Genomic DNA, 24920 nt, shown 5'->3' with positions numbered 1-24920 from the left:
CCGCTGCCCGCGTAACCGTAGGAGACGCGAAGATGAAGATACCGACGACGGATTTATAGAATCTGTGAGCAAAAAAGACCGTTGAAGCGAGTAATTAGGGATTTTACAGGAGAGAGAACATGGACGACAACGCGATGAAATCGCACATTGCACAGACCTGGAGTGCGGAAGCCGGATACTATGACAATCATGTGTCTCACGGGGTTCAGACCGACGAGGAGAAAAAACTCTGGATGGAGGTATTTTCCGCACTTCTCCCCGGAAACGCTCTGCACATTCTGGATGTCGGATGCGGGACCGGTGCGATGGGGCTCATTCTTGCCGGGATGGGGCATACCGTCGCAGGGATCGATCTCTCAGAAGGCATGATGGCGATCGGCAGAAAAAAAGCGGAGGAGCAGAACCTTCCGATGACATTTCTGACGGGAGATGCCGAACACCCGCCGTTTGAACCGGAGACGTTCGATGCGGTCATCAACCGCCACCTGCTCTGGACGCTTCCCCACCCGGAGACGGCACTTGCATCCTGGCATCGGGTGCTAAAGCCCCGGGGCGTCGTGATGGTCATCGACGGCGTCTGGGACGACGGGTCTTTCGGTGCGAAAGTCCGCCGCGGCGTAAGTTCCGGAATCGCCCGGATCGTCGAAGCCCATCCCCACGGCGACAAGGGGTACAGCGATGAGGTGCGCGCCGCTCTGCCCAACCTCGGCGGCGTTCCGGAGGAGACCGCACGCCGGTATCTGACCGATGCAGGGTTTGGAGATATCGCGGTGCAGGATCTTGCCCGCATCCGGGAGAATCAGCGCAAACGGCTGAAGTGGTACGAAAAGATCAACCCGAGAGGCACCTACTACCTGATCTCCGGCAGGAAAGGAATCGAGTAAATGAAGACGACACCCCTGCTCTGTATGTTCGCGGCGGTTTTTCTCTGCATTGCCGCGGCGGGATGTACCGACAGTAACGCCGAGAAAAACGTGCTGGTCGTCGGAAATCATAAGATGGTCGACGCACGCGAGCTGGATCAGGGCACCGGCACCGGAACGCTGATCACCGAGAAGATCATCATCACCGAGACGCTCGTCGGTACCGAGGAGGACTTCTCCCTTAAACCGATTCTTGCCGAGAGCTGGAAGATGATCAACGACACCACCTGGGAGTTCAAACTCCGGGGGGGTGTGAAGTTCCACAACGGCGATGAGATGACGGCCGAGGACGTGAAGTTCTCCATCGAGAACATCAACGCCAAACAGCCGGGCAGGACAACGCTGCTGGACTACAAAGGCTCCGAGATCGTGGACAGGTACACCCTCCGCATCCGGTCCAACGAGAAAAACCCGTTGCTGCCTGCGGCGCTTCACTCCCCGGATACCGCAATCATCAGCCCGAAATCCTATGACGCTGCGGGAAATTATGTCGGTACCATCGGGACCGGTCCGATGAAACTGGAATCCTTCAACGAGCAGACCGGTGAGGTCGTTGTGGTCAAACACACCGGGTGGTGGGGCGGTACGCCGACACTGGAAAAGATCATCACCCGGGGCTACCCGAATCCCGGAACCCGTTCAATGGTCCTGGAAAATCACGATGTCGACCTTACCTTCGACCCGCCGTACAGCAGCGTCGACCGGCTGGATGCTCTTTCGGGGGTTGAGGTGCTGAAGTTCAACACCCCGCGGACCTACAAACTCGATCTAAATATGGACCATGCTCCGCTCGACGATCTGAACGTCAGAAAAGGGCTGGCATATGCAATCGACCGGGAAGGGATCGTGGACAACGTGCTGTACGGTGTCGGCGATGCGGCAGCAGGACCGTTCCTGCCGACGATGACCTGGGCGAACACCACCCTCGTTCCCTACACGTATGATCCCGCTCTCGCGAAACAGTATCTCGCCGAAGCCGGCTGGAAGGACACGGACGGCGACGGATACATCGACAAAGACGGAAAGAAGCTGAGCCTCAAACTGCTCACCTACACCGAGCGGCCCGGTCTTGTGCCGATGCTTGAGGCAATCTCCGCCAACTTAAAAGACGTAGGTGTTGAGGTGACGGAGGTTGCCATGGAGACGGGGGCTATCTCTCCCATGCTGAACGAAGGCGACTGGGACCTGTACCTGATCGCAGCGAACCTTGCCATGGTCCCGGACCCGGAGTATGTTTTAAAGACCTGGTACACAACCGACGGAACTACAAACCGCGGCCATTACAGCAATCCGGAAGTCGACAGACTCGTTGCGGAGGGCCACAACCTCACCCTCCCGGAGGAGCGGTATGCCTACTTCCGCGATGTTGAGGGCATTGTGTACGATGATGTTGCGACCATCAACATCGCCTACTACGGTGTCGCCATTCTCATGTGGGACAATGTGCAAGGGTTCGCCTACGACCCGACGGCACACGACTACAAGCTCAGTCCGTTCATGACGGTATCCTGAGGGGGAGACGATGGAGGACAGCGAGATCAAATCCGGCATCACCAGCAAGTGGGATAAGAGTGCAGACCGGTACGACCTGCATGTTTCCCACGGTGTGCAGACGAAAGAGGAAAAAGATCTCTGGATGGATGCATTCCTGAAAATTTTACCGGAAGGAGATCCCCTCTCCATTCTGGATGTCGGATGCGGTACCGGCGCGATGGGCTTGATCCTCACGGAGATGGGTCATGACGTCACCGGCATCGATCTTTCGGAGGGTATGATGGAGGTCGGCAGAAAGAAAAACGCCGATCGGGGGCTTTCGATGATCTTTCGGGAGGGGGACGCGGAAAACCCGTCGTTTGCAGATGAGAGTTTCGATGCGGTGGTCAACCGCCACCTTCTCTGGACGCTTCCGCATCCGGATGTCGCCCTTGCGTCGTGGAAGCGCGTGGTCCGGCCGGGCGGCCGGGTCATCGTCATCGATGGTGTCTGGGACGACGGAAAGACAACGACGAAGATCCGCAGAACCGTAAGTCAGGTTCTTGGTAAGGTTTTTGATCCCCTCTCTACGCCGTCTTCATACGATGAAGAGGTCTCGGCCGCCCTGCCGAACCTCGGGGGCGTTCCGGAGGATACGGCACGAAGATACTTTGCGGATGCGGGTCTTACAGACATTTCTCTGGAAGACCTGATGCATATCCGCGAGCATCAGCGGCGATATCTGAAATGGTACCAGAAGATCAACCATCACTGGTGCTATTATCTCATTTCAGGAACGAAGCAGGCGTAAAGATATGCATCACTACATCATCAAACGCACCGCATACCTCATTCTGACGCTGCTGATCGCGTCGATCTTTACGTTTGTGGTAGTGAACGCCACCCCGGGCGAGCCGGCCGAGGTTCTCGCCCGGCACCTGTATCTCGGGCTGGAAGAGGTCGCCCCTCCGGAACTGATCGCCGAGGTCTCCGGCCGCTACAATCTCGACAGGCCGCTGCTGGAACAGTATCTCGATTGGATGGGGGGTGTTCTTCACGGGGACTTGGGCTACTCGATCCTGTTCAATAAACCGGTGGATAAATTGCTGATGTTGTATCTGCCGCCGACACTTCTGCTGACGACCGTATCCATGACATTTGCCGTAGTTTTCGGTCTCTTCTTCGGCATCTGCTCGGCGCTGCACCAGAATAAAATCCCGGATCACCTTATCCGGATAGCAACGATCTTCTTCGTCTCAATGCCCGGGTTCTGGGTTGCCGTCATGCTGATGCTGGTCTTCTCCATCTGGCTTCGCCTGACACCCGTCGCCGGATACGGCGGCCCGCAGTTCATCGTCCTGCCCGCGATCGCTCTGGGCCTGCATACCATGGCCTCCATCGCCCGGATCATGCGGACCAGCATGCTCGATACGATGGAGAAACCGTTTGTGGTGTTTGCAAAAGCAAAAGGTCTCCCGGGCCGGCAGGTGCTTCTCTCCCACGCCTGTAAAAACGCCCTGCTGCCGGTGCTGACGGTCGTCGGCATGTCGTTTGGCGCCCTGCTTGCGGGTTCGGTGGTGATCGAGACGATCTTCGCGTGGCCCGGCATCGGGAGCCTGTTGATGAAGGCCATCTCCGCCCGCGATCTCGTGCTGATCGAGAGCACGATCATGGTGATCGTGCTTCTCTTCTTGCTCGTGAACTTCGCAATCGACCTGCTCTACCATGCAATCGACCCGAGGATTACCTATGAGTGAAGTGGGCAGCGCGAGAAAACTCCGGAGATGGCGGGCATCCGTCCTTGAATCGGACTGGTATTCCCGGCTGATGCAGCGACCCGGTCTGCAGGTGGTGCTCGCACTGCTCGCGACGGTAATCCTCGCGAGCGCATTTGCGCCGATGCTTGCGCCGCAGGACCCGAACGCCACCGACCTCTACGGGAAAAATCAGGGTCCGTCCGCCGCCCATATCCTTGGAACGGATTATCTGGGCCGCGACCTCTTCAGCCGGGTGATCTGCGGCCTGCAGACCTCGATGACCATCGCCCTGACGACGATCGCCGCGACATTCGTCATCGGGACCGCCATCGGCGGCTACTCGGGGTACAGAGGGGGTTGGGTCGACAACGTCGTCGCCCGGGTGATCGATGTGTTTCTTGCGTTTCCGTCGATCATTCTTGCTCTCGCCCTGATCACTCTCCTCGGTTCGGGCATCGTGAACATGATCCTGATGCTTGCGGTAGCGCAGTGGGCTTCGTTTGCCCGGCTGATGCGGGGGCAGGTTCTTTCTGAGAAGAACCAGGAGTATGTTCTGTCCGCACGGGCGTCGGGGCTTCCGGGCTGGTGGATCTTGACGAAACACATCATGCCGAACTGCATTATGCCGGTGGTTGTCCTGGCGACGATGGACCTCGGACATACGATCCTGACGATCTCGACGCTGTCGTTTCTTGGGCTCGGCATTCCGCCGTCGATCCCCGAATGGGGCTCGATGATCAATGCAGGTCTGGACTCCATGCGGACTGCGCCTCTGAACGTGATCGTACCGGGCATTGCGATCACGATCGTAACGCTGCTCTTCAACCTCGCAGGGGAGGGACTGCGGGATATCACGGACCCGAAGTCCGACGGGGAAGGATCGCTATGAAGATCCTCGAGGTGGCCGGGTTGAACGTGACGTTTCCGACCCGCCGGGGAATGATCCGGGCTTCGCAGAACGTCGGTTTCTCCGTCGACAGAGGGGAGATCTGCGTCCTTGTGGGCGAGACCGGGTCCGGTAAGTCGGTCATCGGCCAGGCGATCCTGCACCTGCTGCCTAAGACGGCGGTCGTCTCGGGCAGCATCCGCTACGGAGGGCAAGAGATCCTCTCGATGAGCGAGGCGGCGTATGCACATCTCCGGGGCCGTGAGATCGCACTCATCCCGCAGAACCCGAGCGGGTCGCTGGACCCGCTTATGCGGTGCGGCCGGCAGATCGCCGAGGTTCTGGAGTGCCGCGAAGTCCCTCGGGAAAGACTGAGCGGGGAGACCGGCCGGATTCTCTCGTACCTGAACTTCCCGGACCCGGAACTGACGGCGGCGTCCTATCCGCACGAGCTCTCGGGCGGCATGCGCCAGCGGTTGACGACCGGCATCGCGCTTGCATCGGAGCCGCGGCTTCTGGTGGCGGACGAACCGACGAAGGGTCTGGATTACGCGGCACGAAACGCTTCGATCGCGATGTTTCGTACGCTGAAAGAGAAACGACACGACTCAATCCTGATGATCACGCACGATCTGGAACTTGCCCGGCTGATCGGCGATACGGTCGGTGTCCTGTACTCCGGGGAACTTGTAGAGTTCGGGCCGACGGCGGAGGTCTTCGAGGAACCCGGGCACCCGTATACGAGAGGGCTGATCGCGGCGCTGCCGAAGAACGGCATGAAACCGATGCCGGGAATCTGTCCGGGGCTCTCCCGGCTGCCGAAGGGGTGCTACTTCCGCGACCGCTGCCCGCACCCCTGCACCGAAGGTGAGGGTTTCCACCCTGCGATGCTGGACGTCTCGGGGAGGTGGGTGCGGTGCAGCCACTTCTCCGCGTAGAGCGTCTCCACAAAACCTACGGCCACGGGGACATCTTCCGGGACGTGAGTTTCACGCTGGACGCCGGGGAGACGATCGGGCTATTCGGGATGAGCGGGTCGGGCAAGTCCACGCTCGGCCGCTGTCTCCTGCTGCTCGAACGGCTTTCGGGAGGGAAGGTTTTCTTCGAGGAAATCGAGATCTCCAGGCTCCGGGGCCGACGCCTGGAGGCGATCCGGCCCGGGATGCAGATGATCTTCCAGCACCCGGAGGTCTCGCTGGACCCCCGGATGCGGTTGATCGAGAGTGTGACCGAGCCGCTTGTCTACCACCGTGGGCAGGAGCGGGAAGAGGTCTTTGAGGAACTCCAGCCGCTGGTTGAGGCCGTCGGTCTTCGGCCCGATCAGTTCTACAGTTATCCGAACCAGCTCTCCGGCGGGGAGATCCAGCGGGCGATGATGGTGAAGATCTACTCGCTCTCTCCGAAGTTGATTGTCGCCGACGAACCGACGTCGATGCTGGACATGTCCGTGCAGGCGCAGGTGCTCTCGCTGATGAAAGACCTCCAGCGGAAGAACAACACGGCCTCCGTCTTCATATCGCACGACCCCGAGGTGATGCGGGTGATGTGCGACCGCGTGGGCGTGCTCTCGAAGGGAGCGTTTACCCTGCTGGATATGGACGCGTTCTCCGGGTATGCGGATGGGCTCCGGCAGTGAGGCTCCCCGACGGGGGCGGACGGGCCGAGCTCAACCGTCTCTACTGTCTCTATCGTCGTTCGGCCGCGGGATACAGACAACACTAATGTGTTTCAAAGCAAACTTCTGGAGGTACAAAAAAGCACCCACGCCGACGGAAGAGACTGATGACAGCACCCACCGTGCGACCGTTCCTCAAATGGGCAGGAGGAAAGACGCAACTCCTTGATGCGTTCACCGGAAGGGTCCCGGGAGAACTCAAGACGGGGGCCCTCCCGGTCTTCGTCGAACCGTTTCTCGGCGGAGGGGCGGTTTACTTCCATTTTAACAGCATCTTCAGGTTCCGGGAGTGCCATCTCTTCGACATCAACGAGGAACTGGTCCTCGCGTACAACGTTGTAAAGAACGATGTTTCTGGCCTCATCAGGTATCTAAGTGAGATCTCGAATGAATTTCTCTCGGAGAACGATGCCGGGCGGAAAGAGTATTATTACCGCATGCGGGAGGCATTCAACCGCGCGAGAGGAGAGACCGACTTCAGGCGTTACGACAGCGGATGGATTGAACGGGCCGGGCAGTTCATCTTCCTCAACAGGACCTGCTTCAACGGCCTCTATCGGGTAAACTCCCGCGGGGGGTTTAACGTCCCGTTCGGCAGGTACCGTAACCCGAAGATCCTGCGCGCAGACCTGCTCCGGGCCGATTCCGCTGCACTCCGGAATACGACCGTTCATCTCGGTGATTTTACGCAGTCGGAACCTTACGTATCGGAAGACGCCTTCGTCTACTTCGACCCGCCGTACCGCCCCCTGAACCGGACGTCGTCGTTCACGCAGTATTCAAAGACCGGATTTACCGATGAGGACCAGAAGCGCCTTGCGGCATTCTACGCACGGTGCGACGCCAGGGGTGCGAGACTGATGTTGAGCAACTCCGATCCGAAGAACAGCGAGCCAGGCGACGGATTCTTTGACGAACTCTACGCCGACTATCACATCGACCGGATTCCGGCGAAAAGGATGATCAACTGCGATGGGAGGAAGCGGGGCGAGATCTGCGAGATCATCGTCACGAACTACGATCCCCAAAACTCCGGAGAAGGATAACGCTCCGGCAAACGATTTTCGGGGACCGGAACCCCGGAGGATCCGGCCATCCCACAAGTATAAGACCCTCCGGTCGATATGAAAATTCATGGTATTCCGGGAGATCGACGACGACCTCTGGGAGATCGTTCAGAGACATCTCCCGCCCCAGAAACCTCACATCGGCCGGCCCCGCCGAGATCCTCGACACCTCTTCAACGGGGTCCTCTATGTCCTCACCACGGGGTGCACCTGGAGCGATGTGCCGGGGAAGTACGGGACGAAATCGACGGTGCACCGCTACCACCTCGAACTCTGCGAACGGGGAACATATCAGGCTATCTTCCTCGACCTCCTCCGGTCGGGCTACTGGTTCTGGAAGGGAGAGACGAGCGGCCCGTGCGCCGCAGAAGACGGCGGCTCCAGACCGGGACTGAGGGGCGCCTCACCCCCGGATTGAATCGATGCACCGTGGGCGTACCCTAAAACTCTCCCGCCGCCACCACGAACAGGCCTCCCCGGGGCATCGGGGGCTCCGCCGCCGTCCCGACGACGATCCGTTCTTCCGGGTACCCGAGGTCCTCGCAGACGGCGATCCGCGTCTCCGGCGGGAGGACGGCCGCGAGCGCCCCGACCGAGAAGGCCGGATCGGCGAGGAGAAAGACCACCCGGCCCGCGAGGATTCCCTCCCGGGCTTCGGCGACCGCCCGGGCGTGGTCCGTTCCATGGGCCGAGACAACCGCCGCCTTCGTCAGCGGAACCTTCAGGCGGGCAAAAACAACCTGGAGGGACGATATCCCCGGGACCACCTCGCCCGGGAGGTAACCAAGCCCCGCAAGCATCGGGTCCCCCGTCGAGAGGACGACCGCATGAGACGGAAGAAGCCGGAGGCACCGGTAGTCCGTGATCTCGTGCACCTCGCATCCCGGCGGAATGGTCTCCCGGGCAAGCGCGATTGCGCGGGCCGACCCGTAAATGAGCGACGCACCCGCGATAACACGCACCGCCTCCGCGGTCAGCATTCCCGGGCCGCAGCCAACGCCGACGATCTTCACGGCGACTCCCCGATGACCCGGCCGTCGCGATCGACGATCACAACCCTGACGCGGGGATAGCGGTTCAGGAACGCCGCAAGTTCCCGGCCGGCCACCTCTTCCCATTGCGGTGTCGTCGAGAGTTCCTCCACCGTTGCGCACCCGGTCCCGAAAAGCACGTTCGGGTTCATGAACTTCAAAATCAGGCCGGGAAGTCCGCAGATCACAGTATCGCCGTCGGCCGCCTGCAGCGCCTCCGAAAGGTGGTTCCCCACGAGGACAGCCTCGCGATCCGGGAAGAAGAGCCGTGAATAGCGCAGGCCGAGCCGGCCGGTCGTCAGCACGACGCCCCGGGGAGCCCTGGCGATACGGTCGAGCACCCCCTCCGTCACGTGGTCGTCCCAGGGCTCCACAAACCCGGTCGTCCCGAGGACCGATATCCCGCCATGCACCCCGATCTTCGGATTCAGCGTCTTCTGGGCCACCTCCGCACCCCGGGGAACCGTGAGAATGACCGTCGTCCCATGAAGGCCCGCCTCCTCCACCGCCTCATCGATTGAACGCCTGATGCAGTCGAGTGCCGGGGCGCTGATCGCCGGCGTCCCCTGCAGGTGGCGGCGGGTGTTGCGGCCGAAACTCCCGATACCCTCACCGGGGACGAACTGGACCCCTCCCGAAAGAGAGGGGACCGCGGTCGCGACGAACTCGAGCCCCGCGGTCGCGTCCGAAGGATAGGCTCCGGCGTCCTTCCAGCACGACGCCCGTCCCCGATAGGCGTCCACCGGGACCCTGACCGTAATACCGCAGGGAAGGGTGACCTCCACCCCGTCCACGGTCTCGCAGGAGAGCGAGAGGACCGCCGCCTTGCAGACCGCGGCCGCCGTCGTCCCGGTCGTGAACCCACGGCGGAGGACCGTTCCCGACGCCGTCAGGACCGCGAAGCCCCGCCGGACGTCGGGGAGGAGGTCCGGGGAGCGGCAGGCCGTAACCCATGCTTCGGGATACTCAAAGTCAGTAACCGGGTCCCGCATGACCTGCACGCTCGGCGAAGATCGTGACGATCTCGTTTATCGCCGCTACCGCGACCGGCGTTCCACCCCGGGTCCCGGCATTCGAGACAGACGGCACGTCGAGAGCACGAAGCACCTCCTTTGACTCCGCCGCGTTCACAAACCCCACCGGCGTCCCGACAATCAGTGCCGGCCGGACGCCTTCCCGGACCATATCGCAGACGACCAGGAGCGCGGACGGGGCGTTCCCGATGACCACAACCGCACCGTCTATCCGGTCCCGCAGGGCAAGGAACCCGGCAGACGTCCGGGTGATCCCGCGCTCCCGGGCGATCTCCTCGCCGAAATCGAGGGCGCAGAGGACCTCGCTTGCATGCCCGCGTTTCAGGATGCCCGCCTGCACCATCCGGATATCGGTGATGACCGGAGCCCGCCGCTCAAGTGCGGCAAGACCCGCTTTAACCGGGTCGCCAGCAAACCGCATCAGATCGGCCATCGCAAAATCGCCGACCGCTATAGAGCACCGCTGCCGGATCCGGTCCTCGGGGGTGGCGTTCCCCACCCGCTGCCGGGCCAGGTTCCGGCTCATACTCGCTATCGCATAAGCCTCCGGGGTGACCGCCGCAAGGTCAGTATACGTATTTCCGGTGGTATCCCCGGGGCGTGATGATTCCTCTCGCATCCGTCTCATTCCTCCAGATCCTCGTTTCTCCTCCGCCGACAAAGACGATCGAGTGCATATCCACGAAGGTAATGTGGTCGTTAAACTCTCCAAGCGTCGTGATCAACCGTTCCTCCCCTTCCCGGTAGGCGTTCTTGACCACCCCGACCGGCGTCTCGCCGGGGAGGTGGCGGCTGGCGATCTCGATCGCGGTATCCAGGTTGTGCGGCCGCCCCCGGGACCGGGGATTGTAGAGGACGACCGGCACCCGCATCCGGAACGCGAGGTCGAGCCTTCGCTCGATCTCCTCCCAGGGTGTCAGGAGGTCCGAGAGGCTCATCGTGACGTAATCGCCCGAGAGAGGCGAGCCCAACCGCGCTGCCGCCGAGACCGCGGCCGTGATGCCGGGAATGACCTCGATCGGGACCGCCGTAGCCGAACGTTCGGCTACCTCAAGGACGATGCTCGCCATCCCGTAAACCCCGGCGTCGCCGCCGCTCACCATCGCAACGACGCGGTCCCGTGCGAGAGCAAGGGCTTTCTCCGCCCGGTCGACTTCCCGGCCCATGCTGCTCCGAATAACCTCTTTTCCGGCGAGCATCGGCCTGACCAGGTCAAGATAGAACCCGTTGCCGATGACGCAGTCGGCTTCGTCGAGGGCGGCGAACGCCCGGGGCGTCATCTGCAGCAGGTTGCCGGGACCGGTCCCGACGATATACAGTCTTCCTTCACTATCGCGCGATTGCAACGGTAACACTCCCATACGCCTGTTTGGCAAGAACCAATTCTTTCCGCTTCGAGACCGCGAGGGCCGCAGGTTCCGCAACCCCGGCAAGCCCGATAAGGGAGGCCCGTGAAGGGGTTGGCGCCTCCTCCGCGTTAAGTGTATCGTCGTCCAGGAAAACGAGGTTGCCGCCCATCTCCGCGACGGCCCGGAGGAGGCCCTCCTCCCCGCGCTTCTTTGCGGTCGTCGCGTAGACGAGGACCTCCTCGGGGGCGATCCCGGCCATTTCGAGCGCCTGCCGGATAGCGGCAGCCACTTCGTCCGCCCCGACGCCCTTCCGGCACCCGACGCCGACGGCGTACTCCCCCTTCCGGACGAGGAGGGCGACCCCCGGCCCCGCGACGACGAGCCCCGGACCGGCGATCGTGTAGAGGGGCACGTCGGCATCCAGAATCGCGGCGTTCACCGCCCGGGTGGAGTCGCGATTCACGATATCGCATCCCGACCGAACGGCGAACCCCTCGACCGATTCCAAACCAAGGGCCTCGGTCGCGGTCGTGATCACCGGCTCGATCCCGAGGGCGGCAAGGTCCCGGGCAAGGTCGTTTGCTCCGTGGTGGCCGCCGACGACCGGGACGGCATAGCGCAGGTCCGGGCCGACCACCACCACCGCCGGGTCCCGCCACTTGTCGGTGAGGAGCGGGGCGATCCCCCGAACGGCGATCCCGGCCGACATCAGGGCGATGATCCGGCCGTAGTCGGCAAACGCCGTCCGGAAGGCTTCCGGACTGTAGGGGATGACGTCGGCGCCGAGCGCGTTCGCTATCCGGCGGGCGTCGGGGAGGAACCGCTCAAGCGCGATCACGGCCGTCCCGGTCATGAGTAGAGGACCGACCTCCCGAACCCCGACGTTTCCGGGTCAATCACTTTCCCAATGACGATCAGCGCCGTCCGCTCGATCCCGGCCGCCCGGGCCTTTGCCGCGACATCCGTCACCGTCCCCCGGACGATCTTCTGGTCGGGCCAGGAGGCGTGATAGACGACCGCCGCCGGGGTGTCCGGGGGGCACTCCAGCCGGGCGAGGACCTCCTCCATCCGCTCGGTCCCGAGGAAGACCACCATCGTCTGCCCGAGCCGGGAAAACTCGGCGATCCTGTCCTCCGCAAGCGTCGTCCCCGCCGGACGGGTGACGATCAGGCTCTCGGAGACGTCGCGGAGCGTGAACTGGGTCTTGAGCGCTGCAGCTGCCGCAAAGAGCGACGAGACGCCGGGGACTATCTCGGCCTCGATCCCGCGCCGCGAGAACTCCGCCATCTGCTCGACAATCGCCCCGTACAGCGCCGGGTCGCCGGAGTGAAGCCGGACCACGAGTTTTCCGGCCCGGGCGTGCTCCTCGACGGCATCGACGATCTCTTCAAGGGTCATCCCCCAGCTGTCAAGTTTCAGCTCCGCGCCGGACTCCGCCACGAGCGCCGGGTTCACAAGCGACCCCGCATAGATGAGGACATCCGCCCGCCGGATGAGGTCCATCCCCCGGACGGTGACAAGATCCGGCGCCCCGGGCCCCGCACCCACGATATAGACCTTATGCATGCGACCGCCTCGCAAAGAGGATCGAGAAATAATCGCTCTTTTCAGGCAGATCGTCCCCCCGGTAGACCTGCTGTCCGGGAAGGAACATCCGCTCGACGAGGACGAACTCCGAATAGCCTTCTCTCCGGAGGTCGGCCGCAAGCGCCGCCGGGCGCCGGACCTTCATGAAGATCCGCGACTCGGGACCATTCCCGTCCGAGACGAAGAACCCCCCGGCCACCGGGATGTTCGCCACCGAGGCGAACGCAGTGATGGAACTGATCCCCGGTTCGGTTGAAAAGGTAACGTCCGGATAGCGGGCGGTAATCACCTCGCAGAGCCGGGAGAAGGTCGAGTAAAAGTTCGGGTCCCCGATGATCCCATAGACCGCAAGCCCCTCTTTTGCGTACGGAGCAATCCGGTCGGCGTTCTCTTCAAGACACCGCCGGATGTAAGCCTCGTCGTTCGTCATCGGGAAGTTGAGGACGACGGCATCGGGACGGTACGACCGCACAAGGTCAAAGGCGAGGTTTCCGGGGACGAATACCATCGTTGCTTCGCGAAGGAGCCGAACCGCCCGCAGCGTCAGAAGTTCCGGGTCGCCGGGGCCGAGCCCCACCCCTACGAGCATCCGGAACCCCCGACGATGACATAGACCGGGTTTATGGGTTTAAACATCACTCCCCCGGCGATCTCGGCAGACCGGGAGACCTGAAGGTGGACGGCCTCGACGAAGATCCCGAGGCGCTGCATGCTTGCAATCGCCTCGGAGAGCGTCCCGACCATCACCGCGTTCACGACGATCCTTCCCTGCACCGCGTCAGCGAGGAGAGCGAGGACCTCCGGCAGGCGGCGGGACCCCCCGACGAAGGCAGCATCGAGCCGGCCGATGCCCGGGAGGATGTCGACTGCGTCCCCCTCGAAAAACTCGATGTTCCCGGCGCCGACGGCAGCCGCCTCCCCCCGGGCGCAGGCGATCGCCTCCGACCTTTTGTCGATCGCGTAGACGTGCTCCGCGATCTTCGATGCAGCGATGGCGACCTTCCCGGTCCCGCATCCGACGTCGGCGACCCGGTCGCCCGGGCGAATTTTGAGTTTCGCGAGAGAGACGGCCATGACTTCGTCCTGCGTAGGCCCACCTTTCAGTCCCATAGCATCCCCATTTCCCAGATAAATTTGTGCTCGTTTATATTAAATAGCCCAGTGGATGACCCGGGTTACGCTGTGTCGTCATCGGCGCGGGAGAACGCCCTGTCGATTGCGCAACCGGACAGGGGGCCCCGGCGCATCCCGGAACCGGAGAACATAAAGGTTTTTGCGATCACAACAACAACGTAGATACGATGCTCAGGATAAACCGAGACAAGTGTGGATACTGCGGCACCTGCGTTGCAGTCTGTCCCGAGGATGCCCTCGAACTGATCGATGCCTATCTCAGCCTTGAACGGGATTGTATCGCCTGCGGTATCTGCGCACGGGCGTGCCCGCTCGGAGCACTGGAGGTCGTCCATGAAGAGTAGTTACGATATACTCGTCGTCGGGGGCGGCCCCGCCGGTGCTCTTGCGGCGAAGACGGCAGCCAGAGCCGGGAATTCGGTCTGCCTCATCGAAAAACGTTCCGCCATCGGCACACCGGTCCGATGCGCGGAGGGGGTAGGGAAAGAACTCTTAAAGGAGTACATCAAGCCGGACCCGCGCTGGATCTCCGCGGAGATCGAACGCGCCCGTCTCATCTCTCCGGACGGCACCACCGTCAGTCTTGAGCAGGACAAAGCCGGAAACGAGGTCGGCTACGTTCTCGACCGGAAGGTCTTCGACCGGGAACTCGTCTGGCAGGCAGCCGAGGCCGGTGCGGACGTCGTCGTCAAGACCCGGGCGACCGAACCGATCATGGAGAACGGGGGGGTCCGGGGCGCGAAGGTGCTCTCATCCGGAACGCCGGCCGAGATCCGGGCCGAAGTGGTCCTCGCCGCCGACGGCACGGAGGCGCAGTTCGCCCGCCGGGCCGGGCTCGACACCACCGTACCCCTCCGGGAGATGATGAGCTGCGCCCAGTACCTGATGACCGGTATCGACATCGACGCAGGCTCGACGGACTTTTATCTGGGCAACGAAGTCGCGCCCGAAGGTTACCTCTGGGTCTTCCCCAAAGGCGACCGGACGGCAAACGTCGGGATCGGCATATCCGGCCGCAAAAGCCGGGACGGGTCCCGGGCAAAGGATTACCTGGACCGGTTCGTTGCAAAGAACTTCCCGGACGGGAAGATGATCGAGGCAATCGTAGGCGGCGTTCCGGTCTGCCGACCGCTCGCCTGCACGGTCGCCGACGGCCTCATGGTCATCGGCGATGCGGCACGAGTCGTCGACCCCCTCACCGGCGGCGGGATCGGCAACGCCATGTTCACCGGAAGGCTTGCCGCTCAGGTGGCCTCGGAGTGCATCTCGGCGGGGGACTGCTCGAAAGAAGCGCTGATGACCTATGATGCCGGATGGCGGGCATCCCACATGGGCAGGATCATCGAGCGGAACTACAAGGTCAAGGAGTATTTCATCACTCTCGACGATAAGAAACTCAACACTCTCGCGGCCTCGATCGCCAATATCAGCCTCAAAGAGTTCTCGGTCTCGACGCTCATCAAGGAACTGATCAAGCGGAACCCGAAGATGCTTCTCGAACTCAAGGCGCTCAAAGACATGCTAGCCTGACCGTCTCAGTTGCCTGTTGAGAGTCTTTAGCGTCTCCCCCTCCGCTTCTTTTTTTGTAAAGACCGTGATGACGTCCCCGGGCCGGATACGGACGGTGCCGCTCGGGATGATGAGGTCGCCCCCGGCACGCCGGATGGCGATGAAGACGAAGTCCCTGACCTCAAGGTCCCGGATCTCGTGATCCACGATGGGTGCGCCCTCTTCAGCGACAATCTCGAAGATGGTGCCGCCGGGGATCGAGGCGACCTGCTGGAGGTTCGGGCTCTTTGCCCAGTAGTAGAGCCGGGTCGCCACCAGTTCGTCGGGATTCTCACTGATCTTCACCCCGACCTCGTTGAAAAGGTCGGAGTGCTCCTTCTGGTTGACGATCGAGACGACGGTTCCGACCTTGTAGCGTTTGGCGAGCCAGCAGGTCATCAGGTTTACGGCGTCGTCGCTCGTGGTAGCGACGAGAGCATCGGCCCGGTCAATCCCGGCATCCTCCAGCACGGATTTATCGGTTGCGTTTCCGGTGATGGCGAGGACGTCGAAGTGCTCCAGAATATCGCTCGCACGCTCCTCATCCTGGTCGATCACCACCACGGAGTCGCCGGCGTTGACAGCGATCGCAGCCAGACTCCGGCCGATTCCACCCAGGCCCACAATGATGGTGTACATTCCAGAGGGTTTCAATCGTCGGCATTGAAATACCTTGCGAATAAACCAAAAGAGTGTGATCTGCGGGGTAGATGAAGCGGGGAAGGGCTCAGTCCTCGGCCCGATGGTGGTTGCCGCCGTTGGGTGCCGGGCGACTGAGGACCTCGCAGCCCTTCCCATCCGGGACTCGAAGGTCCTCCGGCCGAAGCAGCGCGAGGTCCTCTACGAGATCCTCTTCCATGATTTTTCGATCTCGATCGTCACCATCGATGCCGCCGAGATCGACGAGGTTCGGACGCGGATGAGCATGAACGAGTGTGTTGCAAAACTCCATGCCGAGGCGATCACGGGACTTCAGCCGGAATCTGCCTACGTCGACGCCTGCGACGTAAATGCCGAGCGTTACGGCCGGATAGTTGCGCATCATCTCGGGTTTCCCTGCAAGATCATCGCAGAACATCGGGCGGACGCCCGTTACAAGATCGTCGGTGCGGCGAGCATCGTCGCGAAGGTCACCCGGGACCGGGCAATCAAGGAACTTGGGGAGCAGTACGGGAAGATCGGCAGCGGTTACCCCTCCGATGCGGTGACAATCGATTTTCTTCGGGACTATATCAAGAATTACGGGAGCCCGCCGCCCTGCGCCCGCCGGAGCTGGAAGACGGTGGCGAACCTCTACCAGACAACGATGCAGGACTTCTCGTAATCCGGAAGAATTTATAGTTTGTGCGCGCCAACCCTGAGTGATGAACTGGCTCCTGATACTCCTCCTGCTCGTCGCGGCATACCTCCTGATTGCCCATTATATTCGTGACCGGGGGCTGTTTCGCGATCATGTCGTGTTCTTCGGCCCCATCATGGGGATCAAGACCGACCGGGTCGGCTTCTTCGACTGGTTCCGAAAATTCAAGACGGCGCTTCGGGCCTACGCAACGCTCGGGGTCGTTATGGTCGTCGTGGTCTCGGCCTTCATGACGTTTGCCATGGTTCTCACGGTCTCTCAGAACCTGGTGCAGACTCCGGACCCGACCGGGATCTACGACCCACGGAATATCCTCGCGATCCCCGGGGTCAACGAGGCGATACCGATCACTGCAGCCGTCGTCATCGGCCTTCTGCTCACGATGATCATTCACGAGTTCGGCCACGCCATCCTCGCCCGGGTCGAGGATATGCGGGTTCGGAGTATGGGCCTTCTCATTGCCGTGATCCCGATAGGTGCGTTCGTCGAACCCGATGAGGAAGATGTGGAAGCGGCGAAGGGGATGCCGAAGATACGGATGCTCGGCGCCGGGATCACAAACAACATCGTCGTCGGCCTGGTCTGTTTCGGCCTGATGTTCCTCCTCGTGGGGATGGCGACGCCCCTATCCACACCGCTCGTCCAGGGGGTCTACCAGGACTACCCCGCGGCCGAAGCAGGCCTCCCCGGCTACTCGGTCATCACGAGCATAAACGGCGTCCCGGTGACGAGCCAGGAAGAGATTGCGACGGTCATGGGAGGGACGCAACCGGGAGACACGGTCGCGCTGACGGCAGAGAAAGACGGAGCGAAGAGTACGTATACGCTCACCCTGGACGAGTGGCCGGAAGAACTTGCCGACGACCGGAGTTCCGGGTTCATGGGAGTCTACTACTACAGCGCGCCCACGGTGAAGGAGAATCTCGGGAGAATTGCGGATCTCGGCCTTCTTGCTCCGCTCTACCTGACGATTGCGCCGATCGACGCCTTCATCCTGAGTAACTCACTGCAACTCGGGATCCTCCTCACCGACACCCCCGAGCAGATAGCCTGGGAGGAGCCGTTCCCCTTCTTCTGGGGCACGGTCCACCTCTTCTTCTGGACCGGGTGGTTCAACCTTCTGGTCGGGATGTTCAACGCAATCCCGATCGTCCCGCTCGACGGCGGCTATATGATGAAGGAAGGGGTCGAACGGTTCTTTGAGCGGCTGGGCTGGTCCCGGTATGCGCAGCGGGTCGTCGCCTCGATCAGCGGGTTCGTCATGCTGATGCTGATCCTCCTCATCACGATGCCGATAATCGTCGCAGCGGTGCGATTCGTGCTGACGATCGGGTAGAACCCTCTTTTTCCCATCGGGACGCCACCACTTCAAGGACCTCCTCCGGCGCGTAGTTCTTCGGGCGGTCGATCCATCCCGGGTTCACGGTGCATCAGGGTTCGCCGCGCGGGAGGTCGCCGCGCGGGAGGGCGAACGTCAAGGAACCCTGATGACGGACCGTACCGGCAAGAAGGGAAAGGCAGTAAGTAATTTTCTAGGATAGACGATTTAAAAGACCATCATACAAAAATAGGGCAGGACGATTCCCGGAAGGAACGGAGGGGTTAGAGTCCCTCGTCCTTCCCGACCACGTCCCGCGGCTTCTTCGGCTGTATTTCCACGTCGACGTCGGTCTCGATGCTCCGTGCCGCCTCCTCCGCGGCACGGAGTTCCTCCCGGCTCGGGATATCCCCGAGGATATCCTCCGGCGGCACTTCCGTGCCTTCGGGAACCTCGGGAGCCTCAACCGTAGCGCCGAGGTACTCGGCGGCCTGCTTGACAACGCTCGATAACTCGAACGGGAAGATGATCTTCGTCGCCTGGCCCTCGGCCATCTTCTTTAAGGCATCGAGAGAGAGCACCGTGATCGCACGCCGGTCCAGCGGCCGGGAGCCGACCGAGAGGATGCGCAGCCCCTGCGCCTCACCCTGCGCCTGCAGGATCTTCGACAGTCGCTCACCCTCGGCCCGCAGGATCTTGCTCTGCCGTTCGCCTTCGGCCTCCAGAATGATGCTCTGCCGGTTACCCTCCGCCTTGAGGATAGCAGACCGCTTCTCGCCGTCCGCACGGAGGATCGCGGCACGCCGCTCCCGCTCGGCCGCGGTCTGCTCGGTCATCGCCTGCTTGACCGCACCGGCCGGGTCGACCTCTTTGATCTCCACCCGCTCGACCTTCACGCCCCAGGCGTCGGTCTCCCGGTCCAGGATATCCCGGAGGCGGGCGTTGATGACATCCCGGTTGTAGAGAACCTCGTCGAGTTCCATGTCGCCGATGATCCCACGCAGGCTCGTCTGTGCCAGCGCCACAGTCGCCGACCGGTAATTCATCACCTCGAAGTAGGCCTTCTCGGGGTCGATCACCCGGACGTAGACGATCGCGTCCACGTTCGTCGGGGAGTTATCCTTCGTGATCACCTCCTGCCGCGGGACGTCCATCACCTCTGTGCGGAGGTCGAGTTTCTTGACCACCGTGATCAGCGGGATTACCCACCGGAACCCGGGGTTCATCCTCCCGATGTAGCGCCCCAGACGGATCTGGAGACCCTGCTCGTACGGCTGCACAACCACCACGCCGCGGGTGAAGATGATGACGATAACAATGATCAGAAAGATCGTAATCAGACCGATCCAGGGGACATCCCCGGTAAAAAGCATTTTACATAACCTCCTTCACAACAACATGCACTCCCTCGGAGCGGACGACGATAACCCGTCTTCCGGCCGGGATCCGCCCGGACTCGGAACGCGCACTCCACTCCATGCTTCCAAGCCGCACCTTCCCCGCGAGCGTCTCCGGATCGACCGGCACGACCACCGTCCCTTCGAGACCGACGAGTGAGTCCCGGGAGAGCGTCCTCGGCGGCTCTTTTCCCGGCGTCAGACGGCTGTAGAGCCAGACGGTGACGGCAGCCGCGGCGAGTGCCGCCAGAACCCCGATAATCAGGCCCCAGGGAGAACTGAAGATATCGACGCCGAGGAGGAGGAGGGCCCCGAGGATGATCAGGACCGTCGCGGGAACGGCGATGAAGAACCCGGGCTGGTAGACCTCAACCAGGAGCAGCACCGCCCCGAGAACGATCAGTATCCAGCCAAGAGCGAGCCCCTCTACAAGCATAGAGATCGAGTCGGCTTGAGGCTATAAAAGCCTGCTGAAAAGACGTTATCAACCGGGTTCCATCCGCGGCGGCACGGGGCCGCTCCATGGCGGAGATGCAGGTCCGAAAACCATCTTCGGGCGTCCGGTCCAGCGCGGATAGTGATTCCATTCCGCTCTCCGCGCCGGCAGGGCGGACCTCATCTGCCGGGGGATGGAGCCTTCTGCCTTATGCTCCGCCCCGAGCCGGGTTTGCGCGAGCAAAGACCGCCGGAGCACCGAACGAGACCCAGGCGCCGGCGGCGGCGGCCCGGAGGAACTGGACGAGAGAGGCAGCAGGGACGGGGTCGGGCGGGACGAGAAGCCCGAGCCCGAACCAGATCACCCCGGTCACGGTGATCCCGAAGACGTAGCGGAGCAGGCGGACGGGTCCCGTTCCGAGGACGCACATGCTCCACCGGCGATGCTCCGCGGCCGCACCGGCCGCAAACCCGAAGAAGAGCCCGGACGCAGTGACGGCGTCACGGAGGAAGAGCGGATGGATCGGCTCCCCCGACCGTTCAAGCGCCCCAGCCGCCCAGGACGCGGGAACCTCCCAGTCGCCGAGGGACGCGAGGGCGGCAAACGAGGCCAGGGCCAGGGCAAGAGAGCCGGCGAACGCGAGCAGCACCTGCCGGGAGAGCGGGAGGGCGGCGACCCGGCGGCCCACCGGCTCTTCGAGGGCAAAGAACGCAATGAGGACGGCGATACCGAAAACCCAGCCCGCAACGACGTCGGCCGGGTAGTGGACCCCGAGAAAGACCCTTGACGCGCCGATGAGGAAGATCAGAGCGACCGCAAAAGCGGAGAACCACCTCCGCCGGACGGTGGCGGCGATCAGCCCCCAGAACGTCACCGCCCCCTGGGCGTGCGCCGACGGCAGGCCGAACGACGGATAACTCTCAAGCGCCCGAACCTCCGGACTCACCCAGTAGGGGCGGGGGAGGTGAAACGCGACCTTCAGAGCCTCGTTGATCCCGCTCGATATCCCCATGAGGAGCCCGAGACGAAGGCCGAGGCGCGGGTCCCGGCACCAGTAGAGGAGTGGGACGACGAGCAGGTAGAACTCCGGCTGCCCGAGGAACGAGAAAAACTGCATCGGAGCCTCGAGCCACGCCGCTTGCTCCTGAAGCGCCCGGATGAGCGCGATCTCGCTATCGATCATACAAGCCCGGTGAGGTCAAGGTTCGCCAGCAGCTGGGGCATCGCCGCCGCGATCCCGTTGATGATGAACTGGATGGCTATCGCAAGGACGATGATCGCCATCAGTTTCGGGACGACCCGCAGCCCTCCCTCCCCGATGAGCGAGAAGATCCGGGGGCCGTAGATCATCCCCACGTAGGAGATGCCGAGGGCCACGACGATCCCGAGAAAGACGGCAACAAGGCCGGTGATACCCTCCGGCCCCGAGGCAAGCAGGATCACCGTCGTGATCGTCCCGGGTCCGCACGAGAGCGGAAAGGCCAGCGGGACAACGGCGACGTTTTCCAGGTTCTCGGCCGAGTAGGTCTCGGACTTTGTACCGAGCATCCCGGTCGCCACGCTGATGAGCAGGATGCCGCCGGCGATCTGGAACGCCGGGACGGTGATGTTGAAGATCGAGAAGATCAACTGCCCGGTGAGGGCGAAGAAGACGAGCACGATGAGCGCGATCTTCATGGAGGTCCTGATAACCTTATGGCGTTCGCTCCAGCCCATCCCCTCGGTGAGCGCCGTATATACGGCAACCGTGGAGGCCGGGTTCATCACCGCGACGATGGACGCGACCGAAACAAGGCTGAACCCCACAAACCCGACAACTTCGGCGATCAGGTCCATTCCGGGTCACCACATCCGACGATCATGATGATGAATGTACCCCGGCCCCATAGGTACCTTGCGGTTCTTCGGTAGCCACCGCTTCGGGAACATGGATTGCCGGGAACGTGTCGAGGAGTTCCCGGGTCAATTCAGCCCCGAGCGACGGCCGGACGGACTCGAGCCAGAGGAAGAACCCGGCCATGTGAGGCGTCCGCCGGCTCTCGAACTTGAACCCGCCCGTCCGGTTGGGCACCATCTTGAGGTATTCCCTCTTGTTCCGTGCCCGGAGGTAGATGATCGGCCGGTACTCCGGGATGTTGACTGCGAGGATGACCTTTGAGAACTGCTTCTGGATCGCGTCGGGGTCGTAGGTCTTCCCCTTTATATGGATGGGGTACCGGGAGTCAAGCATCCGGATAGCCGAAGGATAGAGCCCGCCGAAGAGAACTTTCTTTACTATCGGCGGGATCTCGTCCGGGGTGGCGAGTTCCCGGACACCCTGCCCGGAAGTGACGGCGGCGATGATGCTCTGCATCCGTTCGTCGTGCAATTTCTTGTAGTCGAACGGCCGCCGTGGGGGGATGTCGGCGATTGAGATCAATTTTTCGTGCCGGATCTTGCGGGGCGGGCTTCGCTTCAGGTCCCGGGGACGGATCAGGGATTTTAAGTCCTCGCAGGTGGGCGTCGTGAGGAGGACGTTGTCGGGTTCCCGGAGGAGGCGACGGACGACGGCTGTACGGGATATGTCGACCGAGGAGATGAGGAGGAACGGCACCGTCGGTTGCCCGTAAAGATAGCCGAAGAGTTGTTTCTTGTAGCGGATCTCCGCCTCAAACTCTTTTAAGTCGGCAGGCGAAGTGATGATCTCGCCAAACGTCAGCGCGCCGGTATGATCGACGAGCACCATGTCGACCTCGGCGAGGTCCTGCCCGTTTCCTCTGACCTTGATATCCCCGATATTCGAGTAAAAGAGCCCGTTCTGCCCGAGTTGCGCATGTTTGACTCTCGCCGGGCCGTCGGCCCCCCGGGCCACGACGGAATGGATGAGGTCGGTCTGAAGTGAGAGGTCGAGGATCATCTCGTAAACAATCGCCTCAAACCACCGCCCTTCAGCGGTCCGCATCTCGGGGAGATCTTCAGAGAAGAGTTTTTTTCGATCCGCGGGGCGCATGTGGCGCAGCGCTCTCATGATGATCGCCCGCGTCGGCTGAAGCGAGCTGAAGTTCTTGTTGAGCCACGTTATCATCTGCAACATTCGTTCCACACAACTTGAGTATTGTTATCGTATTGAGACCGGATGAGGGTCGGAGCACTTCCCTGACAAGGGTAGTCTATCACCCAATGAGTGCTCATAGAGTTTCCGGTTTCCAGAACTATGAAATTACGCATGACCTCAAGACATCGCCGTGATTGCCCACCCTCATGATGACCCGGGATCGTGCCCCGACCGGTCGCGGCAACCCTGTCCGGGCGAAGAGCCGGCGACGTTTCAGGAAAACTCAGGAATAGCCGCACGGTAGCCTTGCAGGGCCGGAAAAGAGGTGGATTACCGATATGTGGTGCGGCGCCGGGGTTAGATCGTCTTGATCGCCTCTTCGAGCGGCATTGCCGGTACGACGTGAGCAACCCCGTAGGAACTGAACGGCGCGGTGACCTTCAGAATGGAGCGCTCGTCCGGCGCTTCAAAGACGGCGACCGACATGTGTCTCCCGATGAGGAGGTAGCGCTGATGGACTTTCACATCGGACGGGAACTGGAAGTGTTTCCAGAGTTCCAGGACCTGATGAGCGTGCTCCGGTTCGAACTTATACCACAGGACAAAAAGCATGTTCTTCACCGCACCCCCCTTTCGCGCCAGGTATAAATAACCTGCGCCGGGAGGATGAGCACCCCGCCTTCCCGGGACCGCGCCCGGCGACGACACGTCATTCGTAGCGGAGCGCCTCGATAGGGTTCAAGTGCGCCGCCTTCCATGCCGGGTAGAACCCGGCGACGATGCTCGTCCCTGTCCCGAACGCCATCGCAAAGGCGACGTAGCCGGCCACCACGGAAACAGGGACTCCCGCCCCTCCCGATACGGCGAAGTCGGTGAAGAACTCCGCTACCGTGGCACTGACGTAATAGCCGATCGTTATGCTGACGATGCCGCCGATGAGACTTCCCGCGATCCCGAGAACCAGGCCTTCGTAGAGGAACATGAAGAGCACCTCCCGTTTCCGCGCCCCGATGCTCCGCATCAGCCCGATCTCTGCCGTCCGCTCCGTGACCGAGATGAACATGACATTTAAGATACTCACACTGGCGACGAGGAGGGATACCGCGCCTATACCAAGGAGGAAGATGTTGATGGCGTCGAGGGTCTCGTAATAGAGTTCCAGGATCTCGCGCGAGTCCAGGACGTCCACGACCTCTTTCCTGCGGTTGAGTTGCTGGTCGATGGCCTCCTTCACCCCCTCGATCTCAGAGAGATCGTCGACCTTCACAACGACCCGGCTGTAGTCCCCGGCGCCGTGACGCTCCGTGTACCAGTCTTCCGTGACAATGAGGGCATAATCGGGGTTGATGTCGATTCCCATCCCCCGCTCCGCCGCGATCCCCGTAACGCGGACGCTCTCACCCCCGACCTCGACGCGGCTTCCCGGATGGAGGTCGAGTTCCTCGGCAAGGAGCGAGCCCACCATCACGCCCGAAGACCCGCCCTGCGGGTAGATCCCGGCTTCCTGCTGCAGAAGGAAGGGGATGTCGGCCACCGGCATGGCATACACCGTCACGTAGCCGCCCTTATCCCTGACCTGCAGCCGATCTGATGCGAGAATCATGGGGACGACACGGGCCTGCCCGGCGGCCTTCTCTATCAGCCCCAGATTTCTTTCGGATATGCGCGCGGCAAGGGCACTTCGAGGGTCGAAGGGGTCGCCGCTCGATGCCGCCAGGTGCGGGGTGACGAGCACGGTGTCGCTCACGTCGGAGACCATCCCGCTGATGAGCCCCGAGAGGCTTGCGCCCACGATGCCCAGGGATGCGATGGCGACGACACCGATGATGATGCCGACCGTTGCGAGGACCGAGCGGACTTTGTGCCGCCGGAGATTCCGTACAGCGAGATCGAAGAAGATCATGCCCCGTC

The 24920-nt window shown here is 62.0% G+C and carries 29 protein-coding genes; 13 read left to right on the top strand and 16 right to left on the bottom strand.

The genetic code is table 11. From position 1 onward, the window contains the following. The first annotated feature begins 119 nt into the window (after window positions 1-119). From BP737_RS01900 to BP737_RS01860, 9 genes are all read left to right on the top strand, one after another. On the top strand, window positions 120-884 hold the full coding sequence (locus BP737_RS01900) for a class I SAM-dependent methyltransferase (protein WP_292409986.1): 765 nt from the start codon (window positions 120-122) through the stop codon (window positions 882-884). Further along, a complete protein-coding gene (locus BP737_RS01895; RefSeq protein WP_292409988.1) occupies window positions 885-2435 on the top strand; it encodes an ABC transporter substrate-binding protein in 1551 nt (516 codons plus the stop codon). A 10-nt stretch (window positions 2436-2445) separates the two neighbouring features. Then, a complete protein-coding gene (locus BP737_RS01890; protein ID WP_292409990.1) occupies window positions 2446-3207 on the top strand; it encodes a class I SAM-dependent methyltransferase in 762 nt (253 codons plus the stop codon). Window positions 3208-3211: 4 nt separating this feature from the next. Continuing rightward, the gene (locus tag BP737_RS01885; protein ID WP_292409991.1) at window positions 3212-4153 is read left to right on the top strand and encodes an ABC transporter permease; all 942 of its coding nucleotides are present in this window, start codon (window positions 3212-3214) and stop codon (window positions 4151-4153) included. Further along, window positions 4146-5042, top strand: a complete 897-nt coding sequence (locus BP737_RS01880) for an ABC transporter permease (protein WP_273259219.1) — start codon at window positions 4146-4148, stop codon at window positions 5040-5042. Before BP737_RS01885 ends, BP737_RS01880 begins: the two co-directional genes overlap by 8 nt. Beyond that, window positions 5039-5977, top strand: a complete 939-nt coding sequence (locus BP737_RS01875) for an ABC transporter ATP-binding protein (RefSeq protein WP_292409995.1) — start codon at window positions 5039-5041, stop codon at window positions 5975-5977. Before BP737_RS01880 ends, BP737_RS01875 begins: the two co-directional genes overlap by 4 nt. Then, window positions 5956-6675, top strand: a complete 720-nt coding sequence (locus tag BP737_RS01870) for an ATP-binding cassette domain-containing protein (RefSeq protein ID WP_292409997.1) — start codon at window positions 5956-5958, stop codon at window positions 6673-6675. Before BP737_RS01875 ends, BP737_RS01870 begins: the two co-directional genes overlap by 22 nt. Window positions 6676-6821: 146 nt before the next feature. Further along, complete coding sequence (locus tag BP737_RS01865) at window positions 6822-7760, top strand: DNA adenine methylase (RefSeq protein WP_292409999.1); 939 nt, start codon at window positions 6822-6824, stop codon at window positions 7758-7760. A gap of 88 nt (window positions 7761-7848) precedes the next feature. Next, complete coding sequence (locus BP737_RS01860) at window positions 7849-8199, top strand: transposase (protein ID WP_292410001.1); 351 nt, start codon at window positions 7849-7851, stop codon at window positions 8197-8199. Window positions 8200-8221: 22 nt separating this feature from the next. Here the strand turns inward: BP737_RS01860 and BP737_RS01855 are convergent, their stop codons facing one another. Genes BP737_RS01855 through cbiT form a run of 8 tightly spaced genes read right to left on the bottom strand, consistent with a single transcriptional unit; the run spans window position 8222 to window position 13892 of the window. Then, window positions 8222-8794, bottom strand: coding sequence for a cobalt-precorrin-7 (C(5))-methyltransferase (locus BP737_RS01855; RefSeq protein ID WP_292410003.1), 573 nt, complete (start codon window positions 8792-8794; stop codon window positions 8222-8224). Next, on the bottom strand, window positions 8791-9804 hold the full coding sequence (locus BP737_RS01850; protein ID WP_292410102.1) for a cobalt-precorrin-5B (C(1))-methyltransferase: 1014 nt from the start codon (window positions 9802-9804) through the stop codon (window positions 8791-8793). Before BP737_RS01850 ends, BP737_RS01855 begins: the two co-directional genes overlap by 4 nt. Then, window positions 9785-10465, bottom strand: a complete 681-nt coding sequence (locus tag BP737_RS01845; RefSeq protein ID WP_292410005.1) for a precorrin-8X methylmutase — start codon at window positions 10463-10465, stop codon at window positions 9785-9787. The genes BP737_RS01850 and BP737_RS01845 overlap by 20 nt, the downstream gene beginning before the upstream one ends. Continuing rightward, window positions 10413-11207, bottom strand: coding sequence for a precorrin-3B C(17)-methyltransferase (gene cobJ, locus BP737_RS01840; RefSeq protein ID WP_292410007.1), 795 nt, complete (start codon window positions 11205-11207; stop codon window positions 10413-10415). Before cobJ ends, BP737_RS01845 begins: the two co-directional genes overlap by 53 nt. Then, entirely contained in the window at window positions 11176-12048 is an 873-nt protein-coding gene (gene cbiG / locus BP737_RS01835; RefSeq protein WP_292410009.1) for a cobalt-precorrin 5A hydrolase, read from the bottom strand. The genes cobJ and cbiG overlap by 32 nt, the downstream gene beginning before the upstream one ends. After that, window positions 12045-12761 carry a precorrin-4 C(11)-methyltransferase gene (gene cobM, locus BP737_RS01830; RefSeq protein ID WP_292410011.1) on the bottom strand — a complete coding sequence of 239 codons (717 nt, stop codon included), beginning with the start codon at window positions 12759-12761 and terminating at the stop codon, window positions 12045-12047. The genes cbiG and cobM overlap by 4 nt, the downstream gene beginning before the upstream one ends. Continuing rightward, window positions 12754-13371 carry a cobalt-factor II C(20)-methyltransferase gene (locus BP737_RS01825; protein WP_292410013.1) on the bottom strand — a complete coding sequence of 206 codons (618 nt, stop codon included), beginning with the start codon at window positions 13369-13371 and terminating at the stop codon, window positions 12754-12756. Before BP737_RS01825 ends, cobM begins: the two co-directional genes overlap by 8 nt. Next, complete coding sequence (gene cbiT, locus BP737_RS01820) at window positions 13362-13892, bottom strand: precorrin-6Y C5,15-methyltransferase (decarboxylating) subunit CbiT (protein WP_292410015.1); 531 nt, start codon at window positions 13890-13892, stop codon at window positions 13362-13364. The genes BP737_RS01825 and cbiT overlap by 10 nt, the downstream gene beginning before the upstream one ends. A 191-nt stretch (window positions 13893-14083) precedes the next feature. On the opposite strand from cbiT, the gene BP737_RS01815 reads away from it, so the two are divergent. After that, a complete protein-coding gene (locus BP737_RS01815; RefSeq protein WP_292410017.1) occupies window positions 14084-14260 on the top strand; it encodes a 4Fe-4S binding protein in 177 nt (58 codons plus the stop codon). Continuing rightward, complete coding sequence (locus BP737_RS01810; RefSeq protein WP_292410019.1) at window positions 14250-15446, top strand: NAD(P)/FAD-dependent oxidoreductase; 1197 nt, start codon at window positions 14250-14252, stop codon at window positions 15444-15446. Before BP737_RS01815 ends, BP737_RS01810 begins: the two co-directional genes overlap by 11 nt. On the opposite strand, the gene BP737_RS01805 is transcribed toward BP737_RS01810, so the two are convergent. After that, a complete protein-coding gene (locus BP737_RS01805) occupies window positions 15438-16103 on the bottom strand; it encodes a potassium channel family protein (protein WP_292410021.1) in 666 nt (221 codons plus the stop codon). The genes BP737_RS01810 and BP737_RS01805 overlap by 9 nt on opposite strands. Before the next feature lie 55 nt (window positions 16104-16158). Here BP737_RS01805 and rnhB point away from each other — a divergent pair, with 55 nt between their 5' ends. Both rnhB and BP737_RS01795 read left to right on the top strand, forming a co-directional pair. Next, entirely contained in the window at window positions 16159-16788 is a 630-nt protein-coding gene (gene rnhB, locus BP737_RS01800) for a ribonuclease HII (RefSeq protein ID WP_292410022.1), read from the top strand. A gap of 40 nt (window positions 16789-16828) precedes the next feature. Continuing rightward, window positions 16829-18160 carry a site-2 protease family protein gene (locus tag BP737_RS01795; protein WP_292410024.1) on the top strand — a complete coding sequence of 444 codons (1332 nt, stop codon included), beginning with the start codon at window positions 16829-16831 and terminating at the stop codon, window positions 18158-18160. A gap of 266 nt (window positions 18161-18426) precedes the next feature. Here BP737_RS01795 and BP737_RS01790 read toward each other — a convergent pair whose 3' ends face one another. The 7 genes from BP737_RS01790 to BP737_RS01760 form a co-directional block, all read right to left on the bottom strand. After that, on the bottom strand, window positions 18427-19515 hold the full coding sequence (locus BP737_RS01790; protein WP_292410025.1) for an SPFH domain-containing protein: 1089 nt from the start codon (window positions 19513-19515) through the stop codon (window positions 18427-18429). 1 nt (window position 19516) lies between these two features. Continuing rightward, complete coding sequence (locus BP737_RS01785) at window positions 19517-19975, bottom strand: NfeD family protein (RefSeq protein ID WP_292410026.1); 459 nt, start codon at window positions 19973-19975, stop codon at window positions 19517-19519. 208 nt (window positions 19976-20183) lie between these two features. After that, window positions 20184-21158: a phosphatase PAP2 family protein gene (locus BP737_RS01780; protein WP_292410027.1), complete on the bottom strand. Its 975-nt coding sequence runs from the start codon at window positions 21156-21158 to the stop codon at window positions 20184-20186. Continuing rightward, window positions 21155-21811, bottom strand: a complete 657-nt coding sequence (locus tag BP737_RS01775) for a MarC family protein (RefSeq protein WP_292410029.1) — start codon at window positions 21809-21811, stop codon at window positions 21155-21157. The genes BP737_RS01780 and BP737_RS01775 overlap by 4 nt, the downstream gene beginning before the upstream one ends. Window positions 21812-21833: 22 nt before the next feature. After that, complete coding sequence (locus tag BP737_RS01770) at window positions 21834-23048, bottom strand: hypothetical protein (protein WP_342685839.1); 1215 nt, start codon at window positions 23046-23048, stop codon at window positions 21834-21836. Window positions 23049-23366: 318 nt separating this feature from the next. Next, window positions 23367-23621, bottom strand: a complete 255-nt coding sequence (locus tag BP737_RS01765) for a DUF3303 domain-containing protein (RefSeq protein ID WP_292410103.1) — start codon at window positions 23619-23621, stop codon at window positions 23367-23369. A 97-nt stretch (window positions 23622-23718) separates the two neighbouring features. Next, entirely contained in the window at window positions 23719-24912 is a 1194-nt protein-coding gene (locus BP737_RS01760) for an ABC transporter permease (RefSeq protein ID WP_292410033.1), read from the bottom strand. Window positions 24913-24920: the final 8 nt, after the last annotated feature.

The organism is Methanoculleus sp. UBA291, assembly GCF_002499755.1.
GTDB classification, from domain to species: Archaea; Halobacteriota; Methanomicrobia; order Methanomicrobiales; family Methanoculleaceae; genus Methanoculleus; species Methanoculleus palmolei.
This window is presented reverse-complemented; position numbering and strand designations above follow the sequence as displayed.

Coding starts and splice junctions, on each gene's coding strand:
- BP737_RS01900 (WP_292409986.1), top strand. CDS start 120: ATGGACGACAACGCGATGAAATCGCACATTGCACAGACCTGGAGTGCG.
- BP737_RS01895 (WP_292409988.1), top strand. CDS start 885: ATGAAGACGACACCCCTGCTCTGTATGTTCGCGGCGGTTTTTCTCTGC.
- BP737_RS01890 (WP_292409990.1), top strand. CDS start 2,446: ATGGAGGACAGCGAGATCAAATCCGGCATCACCAGCAAGTGGGATAAG.
- BP737_RS01885 (WP_292409991.1), top strand. CDS start 3,212: ATGCATCACTACATCATCAAACGCACCGCATACCTCATTCTGACGCTG.
- BP737_RS01880 (WP_273259219.1), top strand. CDS start 4,146: ATGAGTGAAGTGGGCAGCGCGAGAAAACTCCGGAGATGGCGGGCATCC.
- BP737_RS01875 (WP_292409995.1), top strand. CDS start 5,039: ATGAAGATCCTCGAGGTGGCCGGGTTGAACGTGACGTTTCCGACCCGC.
- BP737_RS01865 (WP_292409999.1), top strand. CDS start 6,822: ATGACAGCACCCACCGTGCGACCGTTCCTCAAATGGGCAGGAGGAAAG.
- BP737_RS01860 (WP_292410001.1), top strand. CDS start 7,849: ATGGTATTCCGGGAGATCGACGACGACCTCTGGGAGATCGTTCAGAGA.
- BP737_RS01850 (WP_292410102.1), bottom strand. CDS start 9,804: ATGCGGGACCCGGTTACTGACTTTGAGTATCCCGAAGCATGGGTTACG.
- BP737_RS01845 (WP_292410005.1), bottom strand. CDS start 10,465: ATGCGAGAGGAATCATCACGCCCCGGGGATACCACCGGAAATACGTAT.
- cobJ (WP_292410007.1), bottom strand. CDS start 11,207: ATGGGAGTGTTACCGTTGCAATCGCGCGATAGTGAAGGAAGACTGTAT.
- cbiG (WP_292410009.1), bottom strand. CDS start 12,048: ATGACCGGGACGGCCGTGATCGCGCTTGAGCGGTTCCTCCCCGACGCC.
- cobM (WP_292410011.1), bottom strand. CDS start 12,761: ATGCATAAGGTCTATATCGTGGGTGCGGGGCCCGGGGCGCCGGATCTT.
- BP737_RS01825 (WP_292410013.1), bottom strand. CDS start 13,371: ATGCTCGTAGGGGTGGGGCTCGGCCCCGGCGACCCGGAACTTCTGACG.
- cbiT (WP_292410015.1), bottom strand. CDS start 13,892: ATGGGACTGAAAGGTGGGCCTACGCAGGACGAAGTCATGGCCGTCTCT.
- BP737_RS01815 (WP_292410017.1), top strand. CDS start 14,084: ATGCTCAGGATAAACCGAGACAAGTGTGGATACTGCGGCACCTGCGTT.
- BP737_RS01810 (WP_292410019.1), top strand. CDS start 14,250: ATGAAGAGTAGTTACGATATACTCGTCGTCGGGGGCGGCCCCGCCGGT.
- BP737_RS01805 (WP_292410021.1), bottom strand. CDS start 16,103: ATGTACACCATCATTGTGGGCCTGGGTGGAATCGGCCGGAGTCTGGCT.
- BP737_RS01795 (WP_292410024.1), top strand. CDS start 16,829: ATGAACTGGCTCCTGATACTCCTCCTGCTCGTCGCGGCATACCTCCTG.
- BP737_RS01790 (WP_292410025.1), bottom strand. CDS start 19,515: ATGCTTTTTACCGGGGATGTCCCCTGGATCGGTCTGATTACGATCTTT.
- BP737_RS01785 (WP_292410026.1), bottom strand. CDS start 19,975: ATGCTTGTAGAGGGGCTCGCTCTTGGCTGGATACTGATCGTTCTCGGG.
- BP737_RS01780 (WP_292410027.1), bottom strand. CDS start 21,158: ATGATCGATAGCGAGATCGCGCTCATCCGGGCGCTTCAGGAGCAAGCG.
- BP737_RS01775 (WP_292410029.1), bottom strand. CDS start 21,811: ATGGACCTGATCGCCGAAGTTGTCGGGTTTGTGGGGTTCAGCCTTGTT.
- BP737_RS01770 (WP_342685839.1), bottom strand. CDS start 23,048: ATGTTGCAGATGATAACGTGGCTCAACAAGAACTTCAGCTCGCTTCAG.
- BP737_RS01765 (WP_292410103.1), bottom strand. CDS start 23,621: ATGCTTTTTGTCCTGTGGTATAAGTTCGAACCGGAGCACGCTCATCAG.
- BP737_RS01760 (WP_292410033.1), bottom strand. CDS start 24,912: ATGATCTTCTTCGATCTCGCTGTACGGAATCTCCGGCGGCACAAAGTC.